The following is a 21646-nucleotide window of genomic DNA, read 5'->3' as shown; positions in this document are numbered from 1 at the left end:
CAGCATCATTCTCAGGGCTTGATATTCTTTTTGATCTGATTGTTAGCCTGACCGTATATCTCGATCTTTTGATGACCTTTCAACTCAATGACCTGAAAATCGTTTTTCTTGTTCTGATCTGCCTGCAAATCTTTGACTGCTCTCAGATTAGCAAAAATAGTGTCAAATTTCGGGTTTGCTGCCCTGCCGCTTTTCTTGTTGGGATCGGGATACGCTGTAAGGCTCTTTCCGATCTCTGCCTCTGTATAACCTGTCTTGCCGTCTCTGTTTTTGTTAAAGCGGAGATTTTTCAGTTCTTCCCTTTCCTCATCGGTAGCAGTCTTTTTATTGACCTTATTTTTAAGCTCGATATATCTCGGGCTCTGGCTCATCTCAAACTGCTTTTTGATATTGAACGATTCAGCGTTATTCCTGTTCGTCTTGTTTGCTGCCTTGAATTCTTCAAGGAATCTCTTTGCATAAACAGGCTTTACGCCCTCTGTTTCAAATGTATAGCGGTCTTTATAGACATTCTCGAACTTAACGGAGAAGTCAGGGTTTATCGTACACTTTCTCGGCGGATATGTCGTGATGCCTGTATAGTACGCAAGCTCCTCCATCTGTCTGTTGACCTTATTATACAGCTCAACCATGCAGCGCTGGCGCATTTTTCCGAATTCTGTTCCGGGCTTGTTCTTTTTGGTCAGGTAGTTCTCTATACGGTGTCTGAGCTTTTCATTTCTCTGCATAAGGCTGAAATAGAAGTTGGGGTCCTCAGATACAGGCGGAAGCTTTTCAGGAACGGGAAGCCCCTTTTCTCTTGCAAGATTCTGCGCAAATTCAAGCCTTGCCCTGCGTTCTTTCCTGATGATATCAGCTGTCGCCTTGTCATTTGCAGCGTATGCCTGCCTGTTTGCAAGGTACTTTTTCTCTTCCCTCATAAGCAGCGGCAGCTTATCTACCCAGTCATTTATATCCTCAGCCGTTTCCATTACCTTCATGTATTCAATAGAGTCACCGCTGATATTCTTATGCCAGCCGTATTCCTGTGAACGATCCTTATCCATAGCGTTAGCATCTGTAAGCAGAGTTTTGGAGTGGCGAAGCATTCTTTCAAGCTCCATATTCTGGAATACTGCGTCAGATCTGGAATTATCTATAAGGAATGCTTTGTCAAGACCTGCTCCACGCCTTTCATCCTTAACTCCGAGGAACTGTGCATTGGTCTTGTCCTTAAGTGCTTCATGACACGCATTCGGCATAGCGGCGATCGTGTCAAAAATATTGATGGGCTTGACCTTATCTCTCTCCCTGAAGCTTGCTTTATTTCTTGCTATTGCAAGGTCGTCCATGTGTATATACTTGAATTCTTCATCACTTACTACACGGATATACCCTCTTTCGACCTTAAAGCCGCCGGGAACTATATTGCCCTGCTCGTCCCTTATATCCTCAAACTTATGATCCTTGGACAGATCGACCTGCAGCAGTATGCCGTCAACACGGTTCATGAATGCTTCCCTGCACTTTTCGGGGAGTTTTTCAAGCATCTCCTTTTCCTTTGGCATAAACTGGCCTTTTTTCCAGCGTCTTAGCTCGCTCTCCATCTTTTCACTGATTATAAGCATATCTTCGGGGTTTGGAAGCAGGGCTCTTTCCTCCTCGCTTATATCCAGTCCTCTTGCAAACGGCACATCATCAGTGAAGGCGCCGCCTATGCCCTGCACCTCGGGTATATACCTGCCCTTTGAGTCCAATCTCTGTGAATTTATCTGGAATCTGATACGGATATCATCGGGCTTACGCTTCTTGATACCCATTAAGTAGTCCATTACCTGAAGATCTGCTGCATTCTTTAAGACCTGCGGCTTGTTGAAGGAATTGTAGTCACGTGTTGCAGCGGTCGTAAACGCACTGTATGTGCCGTTTTGTATCCTGCGCTTAAGCTCGACCTCACGCTGCTTAAGAAAAACACTCATTTCCTTTTCGGTCTTGCCCTTAAGAAACTCGTTATTTACGACATCATTTCTCAAACGGCCGCCAAGCTCACCGACAAAGTCACTTGAACGGAAATTCTTTGTCGTTGTATAGAAGGAAGGTCTGAAGATCTGGTCATTTTTTGACTGCTTTGAGGTAACATCGAAGTTAGGCTGAATCTCACCGATCTGGATAACAGACACCTGATCGAACTTTGCCTTTCCTCCTGCAAGGGGGATCTTCGATTCGCCCTTCATTTTTGCTGTAGGAAGCAGGCCTTCCGAGCCTGTGCCGAGGGAGAGCTCATAAGCGAACTCTCGTGCGTGCCCCTCGTTATAGCCGGCAGGCACATTCTTCATCCTTGCATCCTCGCAGAAGCCTGCGTTGTAGAGGTTTCTGTTAAGCTGCTCTATGAACTTTGCAAGGTCGGGGTCCATATCATCAAAATCTCTTTCAAACTGTGTAAAGAAGCCGCCCTTGCCATCCTGTGTGTTATAGAAATCAAGGTTTCCGCTCGGGCTTATAGGCTTCTTGCCGCCCTTTCCGTCATCTCTGTAGAGAATATGCTCGTCGATAGCCTTGCGCATATAATCCTCAACATTGACAGTGACCTTTTCTCCTGTCAGGGAATCGGTAAGCTTGACCTCCTTGATATTCTGCGGCAGGTTGAGGATAGACTTGTTGAATATCTTCATGAAGTTTTCATGATCCATATGTGTAGCAAACTGGTAGATATTATCGTTTACACCTGTCTGCTTTTTGAGCAGGTCGTATTCTTTAAGGCTGTCAAGCTTTCTCTTGCCGCCCTCCCACTTGATCTTTGCGGCGTTTTTCTCAAATTCATATGCAGCGTCGATATTCTTCTTTGCATTCATCATTGAAAGAATATGCGTAACACGGGGAGACCTATGATCCTCAAAGAGATACTGAGGCAGCAGCGTGCCGTTTTTTATATGCTCCTTACAGCTCATAGCATATTCATAGAAGGCGGCGTTTTCGGCAGCAGAACGCTGCTGTGCAGGGGTATTGTTATAATTGATTATTTCATTAGCAAGTGTGTTTTCATTTTCATCAAGAAGGTAGCCTAAAAGTATGAACTTACCTGCTGCACGGGCAGATACTGCCTTGAGGTCTTCAAAGAACTCCTTTTCGCCCTCAGCAAACTTTGCCTTTTTAGCGACCCTTTTATCATAATCACTGATGAATTCATTGGCCTTCAGGTAAATATTCTTGTAGCCCTCATAAAGTGCCTTGAGCTGCTCCGGTTTTACAGGGTTTACCGTATCCTCTCCGAGATCTGCCGAATGCTTGAATACATCGGGGATTATCTCCTCAGTCAGCTTTCTGACAGACTCCTTCACCTCACGGTAAGCATCTGCAGCCTTTGTATAAGCCTTGCCGCCCTTATTCATAGCCTTGCTTTCGATCTCGGCGCCACGGCGCTTGAGGGAATCAACATATCTTAAGAAGCCTGCATGGGCATCGGGGTTCATTCTGCCCTGCAATTCATAGAGCGAGAATACCTTTGTATCCTTGTCAATGTTTTCTCCACCGTAGTTCTCAACATATTTACGGGTCTGATTAAGTGCCGCCGATGTATAGCCTACCACCTTACGCGCTTCCTCGACAGTATCTGACACCAGCTCGGCAGTTTTGGTTGCCTTGAGCGGGCGTACAAAGCGTGAGGCCTGCGATTCAAAAGCAATAAGCTGATTGAACATATCCTCCATCTCAGCATCGCTCATCATATGAGCATCCTTATTTTCAGGATCAAAGCGTTCTGCTGTAAGCGTTGCTATATCTATGGCAAGTCTTTTAAGTTCACGCAGCTCATCATGCATATTCCTGGTTATCGTCTTGCCGGTGCTCAAATTATATGACAACGTCTCGGGGATATCGTTCTCGTCTATACCGAGAACGGCGATAATATTATTAAGGAACGGCACTTCCTTATAGCCGGGGTTATTATCAATGACCTGCTGGAGCAGCAGCTGATCCTGATTCTTATAGCCCTGATCCTGAAGCTGATCATCGAGCTTCTGCTGCTCTTCTCTGCGGTACATCTCACTGCGGTACTCCCACTCAGCCCACTTGTTTGCAGTTGCCATGGTCGTGATAGCGTTGAGGTCTGTCTGGAGGTCTTCACTTGTCTTGGAAACTATTGCTTCAAGCTTTTCAGCCGCATCAGCATTTACCTTGCGAAGATTTTCAATGGCGATCTTGTTCTCGGCAATAAGTATACCCACATTCTGTGCCAGCGGGGCGATCAGATCGGCACTGTTTATCTTGCTTCTTGACTGGGCATCAAAAAGGTTATCATTATAGAACACAACGATATGGCTGATAGATCTTGCAGCGGCGTGCTGATCCTCAAGGCTCATCGCACCGTTATTTGTAACAGCTATAAGGTTTGCATTGAGTTGATTCATAAGCTCTGCTGTCTTGGCATCGAGCTTTTTTTCCTTTACGAGCTGCTCTGCACGCTGCAAAGCATAGTATGAATTATTCGTATATCTGTCAATATCCGCTCTGAGCACGCCGTCACTCATAGCCTTGCGGTTAAGAGAGATATTTGTCACAAGGTCATCGGCAGTAGCCTTGAAGATGCTGTTCTTTTTACTGAGATTTGTCAGCTTTTCGGAGAGGCGCTCACCGATAGTGTTTATATCGGCAAGTGTCTCATCGTTTCTGGCGTTCTTCGGGTCACCGCCGAAGCCCTTGTCATATGCTTCGAGATATCCCTTTATTTCTCCGTAGATCTCCTGGCGCTCGTCCTGAGTGGTGAGCTTATGGTTATCATGGATGATCGCACCCAGAGTCTCAGCCTGCTGCATGAGAAGTCTGAATATCGCATCCTCTGATTTATTGTTCTTTTTGAGTTCCTTAAGATAGCTGCTAAGCTGTCTGAAAGAAATGTTTGGCATAATGATCCTCTCCTTATTTGTTATTCGGGCAGTCCTTCACGCCTGCTGCCTCATGGGGTTCCATAAATAATACCCCCGCATAAAGCTTTCGGGTGCATTTTTTGAAAATTTTTTTTACTTCATCATATCACACTTGAAAAGTGACTCGATAAATACCTTTTTACCGTCCCGTCCATTTCTGTTAAACGGTGAACTTTTGCTCAAAACGGCATTATCAACGAAATTCTTCAGATACTCAGGCTTTGACAGAGTATTGAACATCTCGTTAAGGGTTATTGTGTTTAATATCTGGATCTTATTGTTCTCATCTATATCCTTATCTGTGAACTGACCTATCTGTTCCTTGTCACCCATGCTGGTGAATGCTGAGATCGACAGCTTTTTTCTGCGATCACGGCATTGTAGTTCATTCTTTTATCCTTTGACTTAGCATTCGCAACAGCAATGGCGCTGATCAAATACATACCCTCGCCAAAGGCTCTGAGTGTACTTAGCTGCTCCTGCGAAAGTCCGTTATTGTTCGTTTCCTTCAAAAACTGTTCGTAAGGTTTATTTGGCATTGTTGATTCCTCCTATGTGTTATTTTCCCTTTTCTGTAAGTAATATCCCTCTCCGCCGAAAACGTGTGCAAAAACTTTTATAAATTATTCCACAGATATGACAAAACGGGAATGGCATTTCTCCGCCATTCCCGTTTTTCATATATTCTATAGGCTTACAACGCTTTGGGCTGTACTTGCTTCTGCGGCTCGGGCCTGATCTTCTGCGCCATGCTCTTGGCATCCTCCTCTTCCGCACGCTTTTTATTTCCTATAAACTTATCCATAAGCTTTGCGGGGGCTTTGCTGTCGCTCATAAAGCTTATAACGTCCTTCTTGATGATATTGCCGACAGCCTTGATAAATTCTTCATCCTTTGCAAGAATCTTGACCTGAGATACATAATCATCAAATCCTACCTTTTCGTTATCCTCGGGCTTTACTGTGCTCTGGAACGCAAGGGCTGCGTATGCTTCCCTTACATCGGTCATTTCCTCCTCGTCAAGCTCGCCCAGATCTTCACCGCTGTGTATTACCTCTATCAGCGTTTCAAGCCCTCTCTTGGCTATCTGCGCCGCTTGTATATTAAGGCTTACTGGCTGTTCATCGAAGTATTCCGCATTGGGGTCGTTGTCAGCATCTATTACCTCATCAAGAGCCCCGATCATTTGCTCTGCCGATGTCTTTGCTATGTACTTTTTCTGACTTCTTTCAAGGCTTAGATTTGCCATTTCATCAATAGAGCGGTGTGTAACGGTCATTACGGTGTCAAGGTCATATTCACTTGCAATTGAAAGGAGCTTTTCTCTTGTAAGCTCACCCACAGTTTCCTTTACCACGTTTTCAAAAACGGAGTCCTTGGAATAGCTGTTTATATCCCCTTGATATGAAGCGTTGTTTAGCTCATCCTCACGCCCCTCATACAGCCCCATTTTGTAGTAGCCTACCTTTGTCATAGCCTCAACAGCAGCCCTTTTCTCTTCATCGGTAAGCTCGCCGTTGCCGTTTGCAAGGTCTGAAAGAGTGCTGAAGCCATCGGCAGCGCCCTTTGCGGCTATCCTTCTGTTGTTATCGAACTGCTGATCCGCAGCATCCTCCAAAGCGCTGTTCTTATGCGCGGTTATCTTGTTTTTCATCTCGATATGCATCTTTTCGGATTCGGCACTTGTAATGCTGAAATCATATGATGCTATCTGATCGTCAAGGGCAGCTATGAGAGTATTTAACGCATTACTCGAATCGTTCATAGCAGCAAGACGCTTTGTACCCTTTGCATCGAGCCTGTTCTTTTTTGTCTTTTCACGGTTCTTGCGCTGTGCATAGGCATCTACCTTTTTGCGGGCCTCGATTGCCTGCAAGCGAAGCGCCTCGGCAGCACTCTTAAGGTCCTTGTCACTAAGGCTGCCTTTTGTCGCAGTTTCCTTAAATACCTTTGAGACCATTGAAAGCTGCTTTAGTGCTTCCTCTGCCTGGTTATAGTCATCGCCGCCCATGCGTACATTCTGCTGTGCTTCGCTGCAGGCAGCTATGCAGAGATCAAGCTCGCCTATGGTCTTTGTGAATGCCGTATTGCGGGAAGCCCTGTTCATGCGGTACTTATCGTATTTCCTTGCCTTTATGGCAGCATCTATCCTTGCAAGCTGCTTCTGGTGTAAGCTCGGCAAGATGCTTGTAAAATGCCTCAACACTATCTCCTATACTATCGGCTTCCTCGTTGTTGCGACCTTCCAGAACGGGCAGCTTTGAGTAATTATTGATAAGCAGCTCTGCAAGCTCGGGTATTTTGCCCTCGTTTGCAAGTGTTATATATCTTTGCAGCATATCCTGATTTACAGCCATGATAAATTCCTCCGTCATTTATGTTTTTTGCTTTAATACATAATACCCCCGTGCCGCCCGAATGGGTGCGTATAAAAAAAGAATAAGGCAACACAGCACGTATATCGTACTGTATTGCCTTAATGAGCATTTATCTTTTATTTGAGCTTGGGCTGAACAGGAGCTTTATCCATCTGAAGATCATTAGCCTTCTTCTCCCTGATCTTTTCCAATGCCTTTTCCTTGCCGACCTTGATATGTGCTTCGCCGAGCTTAGCCATAAGCCCCTTGCCGTTCTTGACTGTTGCGGCATTTATCAAATCATCAACAGAGTTATCCTGCATCATGCGCTGGAAATCGTCACGCTCTATGATAGTTTTCATATGAGTCTGTACATCCATACTAAACAAGCTGGAATTGTCGATCTCCTTGATCTGCCCGTTCTTTAAAGCTGATTCGTATTTGTTATTGACTGTCTTTATAGCAATTATCTTTGCAAGATTCTGAGCGATCTGATGCTTTGCCATGAATTCCTCCATTGGTGACGGCTTATTGTTGGTTTTATGCATAGATCTGTGCTTATTAAGTTCTTCCACGGTCTCCTTGTACTTGTTATCAAAGTCATTTTTATTATTAATGCTTTCTATCTGCGTGCGCTGTTCTTCAAGTGTCATCTCCTTAGCAATAAGCTCAGGGGCAATGCTCATAGCGAGTTTTTCTATCGCAAGAGCGCCCTTGAAACGATCCTTGCCCATATCCGAAGAAGGCTCCCAACCATTCTTGCCGAAATTGCCCTTTGCGACCTTTTTCTGGTAAGCGAGACTTGCCTTATAGGCTTCAACTGCAGCCTGCTGATATTCGGGGTCATCATTTATATTGCCGCTTAAATGGTCAAAATTACAGTATAGTTCCTTAAGGCCAAGCATCTTTTCCCTGAGCGTCCTTATCTCAGCCGAATCCTGGTGGCCTGACTGGAAAATGCTCTTGGGCGTTGAATTGAGAAGCTCGATATTCTCGTTAAAGGAGTTGACCGCTTTCAAGTTTGCATCATACACTGCACTGATATTTTTGGCGTTATCGATCTTTTCAATGTAGCCGGTGCTGTTAATGATAGGCCCCTTTGTGTAGTCATACTCTTCATTGAGCTGCTTAAGATCGGTATATACTCCCTTCAGCAGAGCCCTTGTTTTATCAAGCTCAGGGGTGGTATCAGTATCAAGTGCCTTGATCTTTTCGCCGAAATACTTTGCATTTTCAAAGCAGACAGCATGGCTCATATCATGGTCGACCTTTTCCATCTGCTTTTTGTAGGAATCTCCTGACTTTGTAAGCTCATCTGAGAGCGTTGTATCAAGCGGCATTGTATCCTTAAATATTTCAAATGATATATTATTTGCATTATTAATGGCTTTGGATAATTCTTTATTGTCCTTAGCCTCTACTATCTGCTTATACTCGGGCAGTTCCCTTAAAAGCGGCAGGTATTTTTCTTTCAGCTTCTCGGTAGTTCCGTTGATATAGTATGTGTCGAGAGGGGAAACATAGTTTTTCTCGAGCGCATTGATAGAATCCATATAGGAGCCGGCTGATGCTTTACTACACAGTTTTCTCTCCACAGGATCCTTGGATCTACTGGAAAAGCCGTCGAATTTATCAATAAGGTTGCCGCCTTTTTTCAAGCCGGGCGCATAGCTCTCGGCATATTTTTTAGCGATATCATGTGTATCATTATATACCATGTCGGTACTGTTAAAATCATAATACTCGGTATTTGAGAGCATTCTGCCGAACAGGTAATCCTCGGCTGCCTTTTTGCGCTCCTCGCTGTTTGCCGGCGGGGGGTTATTTGAAAGCAGCTTAGCTTCAACGGGCGCAAATTCATCATATGCCTTGACCTGCTCACCGGCACTTTTGAGCTTCATTTTCTCCGTTTCATTGAAATTAGATGCAAAATCAATGTTCGGGTTATTAAGCATATCACCGAGAATGATCTTCATTTCATAGGAGCACTCGTCCTTGTCGTGATGATGATCCTTGAGGGAAATATGGTCAAGCTGGTTCTTCTTTGCGTGATCGGCAAGTGTTTTCAGGTGCTTGTTGACAAGCGACTTGTCGCCGTTCTGGTAAGCGATCAGTGCCTTCTGGGCTTCCTTTCTTGAATCCACAAGAATATCGGAAAAGTCCCTTGATCTTGCATCGCTGGTGGTAATGTTCGTATAATGGAACGCCTGATTGAACAGAGTCATATCACCGCCCGCGCTTGAATCTGTCATATTCTTGCTGTAATCATACTTTTCCGGGTCCATAGCAGCACCCATAGCTACCATGGCAACTATCTCGGGTGTCAAGCCCTCGGGAACGGGGAGCTCGATGCTGTTATATTCTTTGGCGGCATTAGGTTCAACGTGTACGTCATTTCCGAATTTATCTACATACCCCTCAACGACCTGTCCTTTGGGACCGTATGCATTTAAAATTTTATTCTTTCTTTTCTGTGATGCAGCGCTTATCTGTGGGTTTGGCATAATTTTTTCCTCCTTAGATTTAGCGGTTTCATAAGTAATACCCTATCCCACACGTTTTGGGTGCAAAAAAAGAAAAAAAATATTCATTATTTTTTTGGCAATATATAGATCAGCTCTTTAAAAAGGTATATATATAATAAGCAGCATTTGCTGTTTTACTGAAAAACGGGGGTTTTCGGGCAAAAGGCAATTTTTTTTGTTTTCTTTGCACTCAACAGCAGGGCACGGGGGGTATTACTTATGAAAGCGTTTGAAACGCTAAAAAAAACAAACAAATAGATTATTTCAGGAGGAATTTATCATACCTAAGACATTAAAAGAATGGAAAGAAAAGGTTGGAAACTATAATGAAAAAGAGATGCAAATATTCGATCTTGCAGAGAGTGGATTTGTAAATGCAATATCAAATGCTGTCAACGGCTCGCAGTTCGAGCTCAACGAAAAGCTTACAAAGGCTTCAGCAGCGGTTTCATATCTGAAATTCGCAAGTGTTGTTGACGCAAAGCCCGAAACAGAGGAAAAGTTCCAGTCAAGCCTTAACGACATCGTCGCCCTTGGAGAGTATCTCAAGGACAAGAAGAACATGAAGGCATTTGCAAAGACCGTAAATGCCGATAAAGCAGCCCCTCTTTTCGGGCCGGAATGTAACGTGCTCACAAGCATATTCAACATGGCATATAACAACTTTGGCGTTGATATAGATTCCAAGGGCTTTAAAAACCTCTATAACGAGTGCAAGGATGAGCTTATCAAGGAAGGCAAAAAGGAACTTGAGACAGAGCAGAAGAAGAGCGAAATGATATCGATCGTAAAGCTGCTCGGCAGTAATAATATCCACACGATCGAAGAGGAAAACGAGTTCGAGGAAGAGGTAGAGAAGAAGGCCTCTCCGGAGGAAATGAATATCATCATCGCCGAGGAGGAAGCTCAGTACAATATAAATAATGCGAACCTTGATAACGACCTTAACCTTGATGATATCAAAAAGGAAAACGAAAAGCAGGAGAAAGCAAAGGAAGAAAAAGAAAAGCAGGCGGAAGCTGTCGAGAGCCAGAGGACTTATGCTAAAGACCAGGCGATGAGTGATAATAACAAAGCCAGAAAAGACCTGTATGCAAAGCACAACAACGACGGCTTCTTCCGCATAGGCGGTGCTTCAAAGGAACTTAGGGAGCTAAGGAGCGCACACGCTACTTATGACACATATATGCGCTATTCCAACGACCCGAAGGTCGCAAAGCTTTCCGAGTTTGACCTCTTAAAGGGTATTCTCACAAAGGCTGAGAAATACAGAGCTGAAAAGAAGCTGCACGGCAAGGGCGATACATCTTCACCGAACTGGAAGCCAAAGACCAAAATGGGTCAGTTAAGATATGCCGCAGCAGCCAAGTCCATAGAGTTTGCAAAGGATCGTATGAGAACTCTGGTAAGCGACTATGCAAATGATAAAAACATCACACTTCAGGAGGCATACAAGCATTTTGATCCCGACGGAAAGCTCAAACTCTATATACCCAATAAAAAGGTAAACCTTGACGATAAGATAAAGGAATCACAGAAAAAGCTGAGAACACTGAAGGAAAATGCCGAAAAAGGTATAGATATCGCAGATAAAGATATCAGGAGCGCTGTAAGTGATCTGTCTGCTGCTTATCTTATTAAGGTAACCAAGAAGACCGGCGAAGTAAAGCCCAGCGAGTTTGAAGAAAAATCCGAGTACCTGTCCCGTTCTGCTGCCATGACAAAGATAATGGATGAATACAGCCGTGAAGAGCTTTTTGATCTTGCCCTGAGAGATAAGGGACAGGATATCTGGTCAAAGGTAAACCAGGCAAGGACAGAACTTAAGAAAGAAAAGCAAATAAAGGAAGATCATAAGAAGTCCACAGAGATAAACAATACGGCCACAGCTACTATTACAAACAATAATACTATCGGGAACGTAACCGTTCCTAAGCCGAAGAGCTAACGCTGAGGAGCATTACTTTTTATAACAGGCAACCGCCGCACACATTAGTGTGCGGCGGTTCTTTGTATAACGAATACCCCGGTTTTACCAATGGCTAAAAAAGCTTTAGCTATAGGCAGAGAAACGACCGGATCCCTTCGTTTACGCAAATGCGGCCGTGTTTTTTTAGCGCTTACTATTTCTGCTTATCGGAAGCACATTTAACATAGGCTTAACCTTTTGGTACTGTTCAAATTAACGTTGACCTGCTATAATGTTAGTATCAGGAGTGTGATACTATGCTAATATACATCGTTGAAGATGATGATAATATCCGTGAGCTTGAAGCCTTTGCTATGAAAAACAGCGGCTATGATACCCGATGCTTTGCAAGCTCCAAAGAATTCTATCAGGCTATGACCAAAGCTGTTCCCGACCTCATTTTGCTTGACATTATGCTGCCCGGCGATGACGGGCTGATGATACTTAAAAAGCTGCGTGATGACCCCGTTACCGAAAAAATACCTGTAATGATCATTTCCGCAAAGACAACCGAGCTTGACCGAGTGAAAGGGCTTGACCTGGGTGCTGATGATTATTTGTGCAAACCATTTGGCGTTATGGAGCTTGTCAGCCGTGTGAAAGCAAGGCTGAGAGGGAAGAGCCGGGGCAATGAATACCGCTTTGCCGAGATACTGCTGAACGAGGATACCCGAAAGGTGTTCATATCGGGTAAGCAGACAGAGCTTACCTACAAGGAATTTGAGCTGTTGAAAACACTGATAAAAAGTCCGGGCAAGGCTTTTGCCCGTGACTATCTCATTGATACGATATGGGGGCAGGAAAGCACAGGGCGAACCCTTGATGTGCATATACGTACTCTGAGAGGCAAGCTCGGAGAAAAGGGCAACTACATCAAGACCGTCAGAAACGTCGGATACAAGCTGGATAAGGACGAGTGATATGGAAAGAAAGATCAATCTGCACCTATTCTATATGGGCGTTGTAACGGCTATCATCGGTGTACTTATCACCACCGTTTCCTATTATCATTTTTTCCGTTCGAGATAAGGGAAAACTTAAAGCACGAATGTCAGCTTGTCGCGGAAAGCTACAGAGATACCTATTCGCCCGGTGATCTGTCAAGATTCTCGGGCGATGAACTGCGCATAACGCTTATCGACAGCGGCGGAAAGGTGCTGTTTGAAAGCGATGCCGATGCCGAAAAAATGACTAACCACCTTGACCGCCCCGAGATCAGGTCGGCTATAGAAAACGGAACGGGTACAGACACACGCTTCTCCGACATCATAGGCACAGAGGATCATTACTATGCCCTGCGCCTTAGTGATGGAAATATACTCAGGGTGTCCATTCAGGCCGATTCGATATTTTCGCTGTTTGAGCGTTCCCTCGTTATCATACTGTTTATCGTCTTGGGTATCATAATCGTTTCATTGCTTGTGTCCGTGAAGCTGACAAACAATCTGATAGCACCGTTTCGCAGGATACCGGAGCTTATCCGCACAAATGCTCCGCCTGAGGGAAGTGGTCTATACCCCGAAGTCATTCCACTTGTGGAGGAGATACGCAATGCCAGAAATGCACAAAGCGAAATGCGGCAGGAGTTTACGGCAAATGTTTCCCATGAGCTTAAAACACCCTTGACATCTATTTCGGGCTATGCAGAGCTTATCGAGTCGGGAATGGCAAAGGGCGAGGACAGCGTGAAGTTTGCGGGCAAGATCAGAAAAGAGTCTGACCGTATGCTTGCACTCATCGGCGATATACTGCGGCTTTCCGAGCTTGACAGCATCGGTGACACGCCTCTTGATGATGAGATCGACTTGAAAGCCGTTGCCGAGGACTGTAAGGAGCGTCTCTCACAGCAGGCAGAAAAGCGCGGCATCAGGATAACTGTCAGCGGAGAAGGTTCGGTCATACGAGGCAGCAGGACGGAGATAACAGAGCTTGTCTATAACCTTGTGGATAATGCAATAAAGTACAACCGTGAGAACGGCAATATCGAAATAGAAACCGCCGACAAAAAGCTGACTGTGACCGACACGGGGCTTGGCATACCGCAGGAGAGCATACCACGAATTTTCGAGCGCTTCTACCGAATTGATAAAAGCCGCAGCCGTGCAAAGGGCGGCACAGGGCTTGGACTTTCGATCGTCAAGCATATCGCAGAGCATCACGGTGCTAAGATAGATGTTGAAAGCACAGTGGGTGTCGGAACAAGCATAATAGTATCATTCAGATAGGAGAATAAAATGAACATCTTTTCAATATGTACCCTTTGCGGAGGACTTGCGTTCTTCCTGTTCGGTATGCACGTTATGTCACAGAGTTTGGAGAAGATCGCAGGCGGCAAGCTGGAAGCGACTCTCAAAAAAATGACCTCCAATCCATTCAAGAGCCTTGCCCTGGGTGCCGGTATTACAATTGCTGTGCAGTCCTCATCAGCTATGACGGTAATGCTCGTCGGGCTTGTCAATTCGGGGCTGATGCAGCTTGAACAGACTGTCGGCGTTATCATGGGATCAAACATCGGCACAACGCTGACAGCGTGGCTGCTAAGCACCGCAGGTATCAAAAGCGATAGCATAGCTGTCTCAATGCTCAAGCCCGAAAACTTTGCTCCTATCGTGGCTCTTATCGGCATCATCATGATAATGATGAGCAAAAAGAAAAAGCGTCAGGACATAGGTACGATCATGGTGGGCTTTGCGGTGCTGATGTTCGGTATGGAGCTGATGAAGGATGCGGTTTCGCCCCTTGCCGAAATGGAAGGCTTCAGCAAGCTTCTTGTGGCATTCAAAAATCCGCTTCTCAGCGTTGCGTTTGGTGCTGTGTTCACAGGCGTGATACAGTCCTCAGCGGCATCTGTCGGCATCCTGCAGGCGCTTTCTCTGACAGGCACGATCTCATACAGAATGGCTATCCCGATCATTATGGGGCAGAACATCGGTACCTGTGTTACGGCGCTGCTTTCCTCCATAGGTGTCAATAAGAACGCAAAGCGAGTTACCGTTGTACATATGTCGTTCAATATCTTAGGTACTGTCATTTGCCTTACGGTATTCTACGGACTTGATGCATTCATTCACTTCAGCTTTGTGGATAAGCCCATAGGCGCAGTAGAAATTGCCGCTGTGCACTCGATCTTCAATATTTTCACAACGCTGATACTTCTGCCGTTCTCCACTCAGCTTGTTAGTCTTGCAAAAAAGCTGATACCCGATTCCAAAGAAGCCGAGGTTTCTGTTCTTCTCGATAAGCGCCTTATCGCCACACCGCCCCTCGCTGTTTCACAGTGCAGAGAAAAGACGGTGGACATGGCACAGGGCGCAAAGGACGCACTTCATGAAGCACTCAGGGCAATGTTTGATTATTCAGACAAGGCTGTGCTGAGCGTGGAGGAAAAGGAGCAGCTCCTTGATGAAATGGAAGATCAGCTCTCCACGTTCCTGCTGGAATTATCCGCAGTCAGCCTGACGGACGAGGACAGCCGTACCGTCACCGAGCTTCTGCACACGATCAGCGACTTTGAGCGTATCAGCGACCACGCTATAAATATGATACAGATAGCGCAGGAAATGGAACGTAACAGCCAGAGCTTTTCAGACAGTGCTAAATCCGATTTCTCCACGCTTTTTGCCGCACTTACAGAGATCTCAGGTCTTACTGTCAAGGCGTTTGCGGATAATGATACCGAGCTTGCTATGAATGTCGAGCCGCTCGAGGAAGTCATCGACGACCTCACCGCTGCGATCAGGGATAAGCATATCGACAGACTTCGCAAGGGCAAGTGCAGCCCTGAGCTTGGCGTTTACCTGTCCGACCTGCTGATAAACTGCGAGAGAGTTTCCGACCACTGCTCAAATATAGCGGTATCTATCATACAGATAGCAAAGTCGAGCATGAGAAGTCATGTATATCTGAGTGAACTGAAAGCACAGCGTTCCGAGCAGTTTATTGGCGCTTACAATTCGTATCATGAAAAATACAGGCTTTCTGTATAAAGAAACCAAAACCACCGGTCTGACCGGTGGTTTTGGTTTAATGTGATGCAGTATGCACCGTTATTTACTTCTTTTAGTTAATGGTATTTACCCTCTTTATCTGCTCGGAAAGCACATTGGCATTTGTAAGATCATCTGTAGTCTTTGATTTTACAGTTCTCGGCGGCTTTACGTTATTCTGTTTTTTCACCTTTTGATTTGAGCTTATTATTCCTGCATAAAGGCTCTTGCCGTCGTCCTGAAGCGCCCTTTCAAGAAGCTCTGTAGCAGACAGGTCTTTTACATATACCTTGAATGCCTTGTGATTCGGAAGTGTCCGTGCGATTTTATCCGTGAATTCGTTAAATGCCGCTTGTGAAAGAGGTTTTCCGCCGTTTTCTATTTAGTTTTTCTCCCATTCAGCCGCAGAGTGTGCAGCCACCGCTTTTGAGATAAGGCGTTTTACAACATCCTTCTTGTGCTCAGGTGAATTGATGGCAGGCTTGTCATTGGCACCCTGTGCATCAGGCAGATTTTTAGAATTCTCAAACTCACTTCGTATATTATCCATAGTTTTTTCAAGGTATTTGTTTGCGTGGACTCCACCCTTCTGTCTCGGATCATAATCCTCAATCTCCGCCAGAGAATCGGTTCTCTGAACGATCTCAGGCTCAGCTGTATCTACTGCATCGGGGAACAGCTCTCCCATAGCCTCAAAGCCCAGCGCCTTGCCCGTGATATCCTCAAGGACCTGTGCACCGCCGTATCTTTCCCTGCCCATATTTGAGGTGGGCTTCCATTTGCGGTTTGTGTCTGAGACGTGTGCCTTTTCACGGATCTTTTTGATATACGCTCTGCTGGCAATACATACACGCTCTGTCGCCTCTAAAATGTCGGGCTGCTCATCAGCTATTCTTGTCAAGTGCTTCTGCCTGATATCTATCAGATCCTGCAAACTCTTACGCAGATTGATGATAGCCTGTGAGTCATCATGGTCTATGCCGAATCTGTGAGTTGTATCAAGCTGCTTTTTGATGTCTATCAGGACCTTTATCTCCGTGCCGTTTACATTTATCCTGTCATCAAGTTTCTTTTCCTCGGCATCTTTAGCCGATACCTTATTATTCTTAGTTTCAGTCTGTGGCGCTTTCTCCTCATTTTTGATCTCGGGCTTTTCCGGGGCGTCTTTATTTTCAGCCTCGGTAGGAGGGATCACCCCTTCATTCTTCACCTCGGAGTTTTGTGCATCATCTGTCTTTTTGTCTGTGCTCTCCTCCGGCTTGCCCGACGATCCGTTTTCTGTAAGGGAATCGTTCTCAACGTAGAAATCTTCATCTGAGTCGTTCAGGTATTCAATGACCTCGTCGCCTTCAACGATAAAATCATCATCTATATCATTTTTGACAGTATAACGCTTTATCCGTGACGCTTCTATCTTTTTGCGCTGCTCCTCGATACTTCTTTCCTCTTCTTCCTTTTCCCTCTGCTCTCTTTCAAGTTTTTCCTTTTCTTTAAGGTATTCTTTCTTGCTTTCATTATATGCCTTTTCGAGGTTTTCGCTGAACTCTATGCCAATGCTCTTTGTATCATCAAATTCGGGATCATTCATCAGACCCTGCTTTTCAAATACATCTACCAGCTCATTGAAGACCTCGCCCTTGTTATAATTACTGAATCTGCCCGACGGATCAGACTTTTCAGCTTTTTCTATGGCGTTTACGAGCTCCTCATTGTTGGCATATTTCTCATTGCCGCTGATATATTTCTTGGCGCCGAAAAGAAACTTAGCAAAGCTCTTGTCAAAGCTGCCGTTCCAGCCGCTAGCAGCTAATTTTCCTCTGAACTCCTTGAACTGTGCCTCATCAATGCGCTTCTGTCTTGAAGTGGGGAGCTTGACATCAAAATACTCGTGGTCGTTTACAGCAAACTTGTCTTCTTCTGCTGCCACGTGCAGTGCTTTTGCTCGTGGTGTGAGCATTCGCTCACAGCGAGCTCGGGAGAGTATGGGGGAGGGCTTCGCCCTCGTTACCGACCCATCGGGGCTTCGCCCCGAACCCCATTATCTAAGGCATTTTAATTGGTGTGTCAAGTATATAACCATAAAAAATAATTATCTGTTTCCCGGCACGGTCATCCATATACAAAAGGTGCCCGACTGTATAGCACATAAATAAACAAGGCGTACAGAACTGTTTTAAGCAGCTGTACGCCTTATTCTTATCATTTTGCCTTGGCAAAGCTTATACTTTTTTGATGATGTTTTTTTCTATGACCTTGTTATCATTCTTTCCCGTGACATTTTCTACGTTTTGGTTTATGCTTCTTACAGCCTTACGGTAGCTTTCTATGGAGTTTTTTACCTGCATTATTCCGTTGCCGTCGTAATCTGCAAGGAGCTTCTTGATATACGTAGAGTTGATGTTTTTCGGAACAGCCGCCTCAAATGCGGGGCTTTTAGCAAGCTCCTTGGCTTTTTCGCCAAGCTGCTTCTTGACCTGTTCTTCGTTCATAGACCCAAGCTTTTTGTGGATCGTCCTGCCGTGGTCGAGCTGGATCATTTTGTCGATGACCAGCTGTGCGATACTCTCCTTGGCATCCTGCATGGATTCCTTGTCAAGTGCACCTGAGTTACCTAATATATTAAGCGTATTAAACGCATCATATGCAGCATTTGCCGAAGCCTTGTCTATTCCGCTGATGGAAGGATTTGCGTTGCGCTTGTCATATATCACTGCGTTTTCGCTTATCATTTTATCAATGCCCTTTTTCCCAAGCTCGACCTGCGCCTGAAGGATATTCTTATTGTCAAGGTCTATCTTCTGCTGTTCGAGTTCAGTTCTTTTGATAATGTTTTCTTTCTCCTGCCGGATAGCCTTTTCGTATTCGGGCAGTGTTTGCATATCTTTCTTTACAGCAGCAAGGTTTTTAGCATATTCCACAGCTGAGCCGCCTGCAAGATGAAGGTCTGTCATAGCGTTTATTCTTTGCTGCCCCTTCGCATTAGGCAGCTTGCCGTCAAACACCTGTCTTCTCTTATGGTTTAAGTAGTTGTTGACTCTTTCCTTAAGAGTTTTGCCGGCATTTTCGATCTCTGATGCATCACCATTTTCTAATGCTTTTTTCAGATCATATGCGGCGTGAATGGCATTATCGTAATGCACGCTGCCGTTTTTGACGTGCTGGTGAGCGTTTGCATTATTGATAAATTCTTCAAGTTTAGAGACCTGCGGGTCCAGTTGTTTACGGACATAGGCACCATACCCCTTGTCAAGGGCTGTTTTGTCAATGGCATTGATGCCTTGCTCCAGCTCGATCTGCTGTGCTTTTATCGGCCTGTCGGGGGTAAGCATTTGCTTGTGCTGTGAAAGCTGGTTCATAGAAGCATCGGCAAAGGCCTTAAGTGTTTTTGATGCGTTGAGTCTTGTTTTGCCAAAGCCTTTGGATCTGCCGACGAACATACCGGTGTGCTCTTTTTCGTATGCCTCCGATGATCTTTTAATGTTCCCGATCAGTGTATCTATTTCTTCTGTGGATATCTCAAGCCTCTTTTCACCCTCACCGAGCTTGGCGATCGCTTTAAGGTCACCTACCATTTTGTTGTATGTTTTGGAGTTCTCGTGGTTCGTTTTGTTTGTTTCGCCGAGAACTTTGAGTACACTGTTTGCATAATCTGTCATGTTCCCGATAACAGAATCATAAAGCTCGATATCGTTGAGCTTGGCGATGTAGCTGTTACGCATATTGAAAAGATCCGTATTGTCAGCAGTGGCTATCCTGCGGAACTTATAAGGTATTTTTTCAAATACCGTGCCAGGTGTCTGTTTTGTGATATCATCTGTTACGGTATAGCCGAACTTTTCAGCTTCATGGCCTATATTCTTTTGAACATGATACAGTGCGCTCAGGTCTTTTTCTGTTTTATCGCCCTTGTGGTTTGCTATGTAAGATCTCCATCCATTTCCCTTTGAAAGGGCTCCGATGATCTGCTTTTTGGTGTCATGTATTGCTTTTAGCACCTTACCCTCGTCCGTGGTATGGTAAGCTATGTCAGAAGCGATAGCCCTTGCCATTTCATCACTCTCAGCAAACACTCCCGGCACCTTGCCCGAAAGGATATCTGACTTGATATCCCGCACTTTCTTTTTAAACGACTTTTCTGCTTCGTTCTGGCGTTCATTCAGCTCCTTGCCGAGAAGTGAGATGAATTTTTCGTTTCCTTTTTCAAAGTATTTTCTCTCGGCAAGCTTGTTGAAGAACCCGTTTATTGCGTCTTCCTTTGCCTTGGTGACTCTGCCGCCGTTTGCGGAAAGCTTCGCCTCTATAAGGCTGCTCGTGCAGGAGAGCCAGGGGTATTCTTCAATATTTTTAAGGTCACTTTCAAGATAGCCCGTTATCTTATCACCGGCAGCTTTAATCCTTTTTCTTTCTGCAAGCTCTTCCTTAAGCTTTATGTACTCTATCGTGTCCGGTACTATTTCAGATCGGTCAAGAAGCTTCTGACGTTCCTTATACTTTCTGTCTATATTTGCAGAAAAAGGCTCGTCCTTTATCTCCTTGACACTTTCGTTATCAAAGCCTTTGAGCTTTTCATTCCACTGCTTGAGGTTATCAAGAAGATCCTTCTGGCAGGCTAAGATTATGTTCTCATTAGCGCTTTCTATGCCTTTGTTATATGATTCTTTGATAGCCTGATTTGTGTCTTTTATTATCTCTTCTGTTGGTTTATCGGAAACAATGGCAGAAGTGACTGTTCCGCTGATCTTATCTATTGCAATATCATGGCTCATGTCAGAAATGCTGTTTGAGGCGCTTACATAAACTTCCTGTTCCTTAATGCTCTTTTCCATGCCGGCAATAACTTCCTCAAGCTTTTCGGAATACCGGGCAGGGGTCATTTTTCTTACTTCATCAGCATTTATAAGCTCACTTATCGGGTCATAAAGCAGCTTTTCTGCTCTTTGCTTCTGCTGCTCGTTACCTATCATTGATATACGCATAGGTATTACAAGATCCTTCTGTAGTTTGAGGATCTGTGAAAGCTTCTGCGTGGTTTCAAAGTATTCTATGTATGTGTCATTCTCTGCCTTGCTCGCAGCTTCATTTTTGACCTGGTTTTCGATATCGCTGATACGCTTTTCAAACCTCTCGTTTTCATAGTTAAGGTAGCGTGTCGATTCTTCGGAAACTGTCTTGAATACAGGCGAGCCGTCAACATAGTAATCGTTAAAGTAGAAATCATAGTAGCTTATGGGATCGACTACGTTCCTGTCAAGATCGCTGCGTATCCTGTCTATCTGCTCAGGCGGCAGACCGCTGTCGTTCCATACCTTATTAGTGACATCCTCAAGACTTTGCCTTGACGCAAGCTCATCTTCATATGCATCACTAAACCCGGAGTTTATCAATTCACCGTCTTCGTCGATGTCAACGTCACGTATAGCGTTTGCCACAATTGAGCTTGCTGATTCATCGACCTTTACCATATTAAAGCTCTTGGAGCCTAACGTTGCTATTATGGCAAGCTTTTTAACTGCTTTCGGGTCATCGACATACGCTTCGGCTTCGGGGATCTCATGGTTTTTGATCTTACCCTCAAAATCATCCAGTACAGGAGCGGCTTCAATAATATGCTTGATCTTTCTTTTTGCAAGCTCGTCTCTGAGGTCTAAGGTCAGTTTGGCGCCTTTTTTCTTGTCCTGCGTCCTTAACAGCTTTGCAAATTCATCCTTTAAGGCTCTTGCCTCAATGTCATTTGAATTTTCGCTTTTTTCTGTGGGAAGGTACTTTTCAAATACCTCCTCAAACAGATCGGCCATACCTACTGTATCGCCAAGGTCAAAAAGTCTTTTCATTTTCGCAGAGATCTCTGCTCTTATCTGCGCTTCGGTTTTTAGCGGCATGATCATTACCTCCTGATATTATTATTCCT

12 protein-coding genes are annotated in these 21646 nt (G+C 44.8%); 4 read left to right on the top strand and 8 right to left on the bottom strand.

Going from position 1 to position 21646, the window contains the following annotated elements:
• Positions 1-11: 11 nt before the first annotated feature.
• The 6 genes from CD05_RS0108725 to CD05_RS0108700 all read right to left on the bottom strand — a co-directional run bounded on the left by CD05_RS0108725 (position 12) and on the right by CD05_RS0108700 (position 9762).
• Positions 12-4880: a hypothetical protein gene (locus CD05_RS0108725; protein ID WP_028510190.1), complete on the bottom strand. Its 4869-nt coding sequence runs from the start codon at positions 4878-4880 to the stop codon at positions 12-14.
• Between the two features lie 114 nt (positions 4881-4994).
• The gene (locus CD05_RS0108720) at positions 4995-5234 is read right to left on the bottom strand and encodes a hypothetical protein (protein ID WP_028510189.1); all 240 of its coding nucleotides are present in this window, start codon (positions 5232-5234) and stop codon (positions 4995-4997) included.
• Entirely contained in the window at positions 5213-5440 is a 228-nt protein-coding gene (locus CD05_RS0108715) for a hypothetical protein (RefSeq protein WP_028510188.1), read from the bottom strand. Before CD05_RS0108715 ends, CD05_RS0108720 begins: the two co-directional genes overlap by 22 nt.
• A gap of 155 nt (positions 5441-5595) precedes the next feature.
• Positions 5596-7104 (bottom strand): hypothetical protein, encoded by a 1509-nt coding sequence (locus tag CD05_RS0108710; RefSeq protein WP_156947385.1) that lies wholly within the window; start codon positions 7102-7104, stop codon positions 5596-5598.
• Entirely contained in the window at positions 7016-7258 is a 243-nt protein-coding gene (locus tag CD05_RS0108705) for a hypothetical protein (RefSeq protein ID WP_028510186.1), read from the bottom strand. The genes CD05_RS0108710 and CD05_RS0108705 overlap by 89 nt, the downstream gene beginning before the upstream one ends.
• Positions 7259-7395: 137 nt before the next feature.
• Positions 7396-9762, bottom strand: coding sequence for a hypothetical protein (locus CD05_RS0108700; RefSeq protein WP_028510185.1), 2367 nt, complete (start codon positions 9760-9762; stop codon positions 7396-7398).
• Positions 9763-10120: 358 nt separating this feature from the next.
• Here CD05_RS0108700 and CD05_RS0108695 point away from each other — a divergent pair, with 358 nt between their 5' ends.
• The 4 genes from CD05_RS0108695 to CD05_RS0108680 all read left to right on the top strand — a co-directional run bounded on the left by CD05_RS0108695 (position 10121) and on the right by CD05_RS0108680 (position 15738).
• Positions 10121-11731, top strand: a complete 1611-nt coding sequence (locus tag CD05_RS0108695; protein WP_028510184.1) for a hypothetical protein — start codon at positions 10121-10123, stop codon at positions 11729-11731.
• Positions 11732-12009: 278 nt separating this feature from the next.
• Positions 12010-12672 carry a response regulator transcription factor gene (locus CD05_RS0108690; RefSeq protein WP_028510183.1) on the top strand — a complete coding sequence of 221 codons (663 nt, stop codon included), beginning with the start codon at positions 12010-12012 and terminating at the stop codon, positions 12670-12672.
• Between the two features lie 234 nt (positions 12673-12906).
• On the top strand, positions 12907-13977 hold the full coding sequence (locus tag CD05_RS19670) for an ATP-binding protein (protein ID WP_242841244.1): 1071 nt from the start codon (positions 12907-12909) through the stop codon (positions 13975-13977).
• A 9-nt stretch (positions 13978-13986) separates the two neighbouring features.
• Positions 13987-15738 carry a Na/Pi cotransporter family protein gene (locus CD05_RS0108680; protein WP_028510182.1) on the top strand — a complete coding sequence of 584 codons (1752 nt, stop codon included), beginning with the start codon at positions 13987-13989 and terminating at the stop codon, positions 15736-15738.
• A gap of 382 nt (positions 15739-16120) precedes the next feature.
• On the opposite strand, the gene CD05_RS0108670 is transcribed toward CD05_RS0108680, so the two are convergent.
• Both CD05_RS0108670 and CD05_RS0108665 read right to left on the bottom strand, forming a co-directional pair.
• Positions 16121-17665, bottom strand: a complete 1545-nt coding sequence (locus tag CD05_RS0108670) for a hypothetical protein (RefSeq protein WP_028510181.1) — start codon at positions 17663-17665, stop codon at positions 16121-16123.
• Positions 17666-17957: 292 nt separating this feature from the next.
• The gene (locus CD05_RS0108665; RefSeq protein ID WP_028510180.1) at positions 17958-21617 is read right to left on the bottom strand and encodes a hypothetical protein; all 3660 of its coding nucleotides are present in this window, start codon (positions 21615-21617) and stop codon (positions 17958-17960) included.
• Positions 21618-21646 lie beyond the last annotated feature (29 nt).

Source organism: Ruminococcus sp. NK3A76 (assembly GCF_000686125.1).
Classification (GTDB): domain Bacteria; phylum Bacillota; class Clostridia; order Oscillospirales; family Ruminococcaceae; genus NK3A76.
Note: the sequence above shows the minus strand (reverse complement) of the source record. Positions and strands in the feature narration are given on the sequence as shown.

Bases quoted from the DNA above. Each gene is read 5' to 3' on its own strand.
- CD05_RS0108715 (WP_028510188.1), bottom strand. From the start codon at position 5,440: ATGCCAAATAAACCTTACGAACAGTTTTTGAAGGAAACGAACAATAAC.
- CD05_RS0108720 (WP_028510189.1), bottom strand. From the start codon at position 5,234: ATGGGTGACAAGGAACAGATAGGTCAGTTCACAGATAAGGATATAGAT.
- CD05_RS0108690 (WP_028510183.1), top strand. From the start codon at position 12,010: ATGCTAATATACATCGTTGAAGATGATGATAATATCCGTGAGCTTGAA.
- CD05_RS0108695 (WP_028510184.1), top strand. From the start codon at position 10,121: ATGCAAATATTCGATCTTGCAGAGAGTGGATTTGTAAATGCAATATCA.
- CD05_RS0108705 (WP_028510186.1), bottom strand. From the start codon at position 7,258: ATGGCTGTAAATCAGGATATGCTGCAAAGATATATAACACTTGCAAAC.
- CD05_RS0108665 (WP_028510180.1), bottom strand. From the start codon at position 21,617: ATGCCGCTAAAAACCGAAGCGCAGATAAGAGCAGAGATCTCTGCGAAA.
- CD05_RS0108725 (WP_028510190.1), bottom strand. From the start codon at position 4,880: ATGCCAAACATTTCTTTCAGACAGCTTAGCAGCTATCTTAAGGAACTC.
- CD05_RS0108700 (WP_028510185.1), bottom strand. From the start codon at position 9,762: ATGCCAAACCCACAGATAAGCGCTGCATCACAGAAAAGAAAGAATAAA.
- CD05_RS0108680 (WP_028510182.1), top strand. From the start codon at position 13,987: ATGAACATCTTTTCAATATGTACCCTTTGCGGAGGACTTGCGTTCTTC.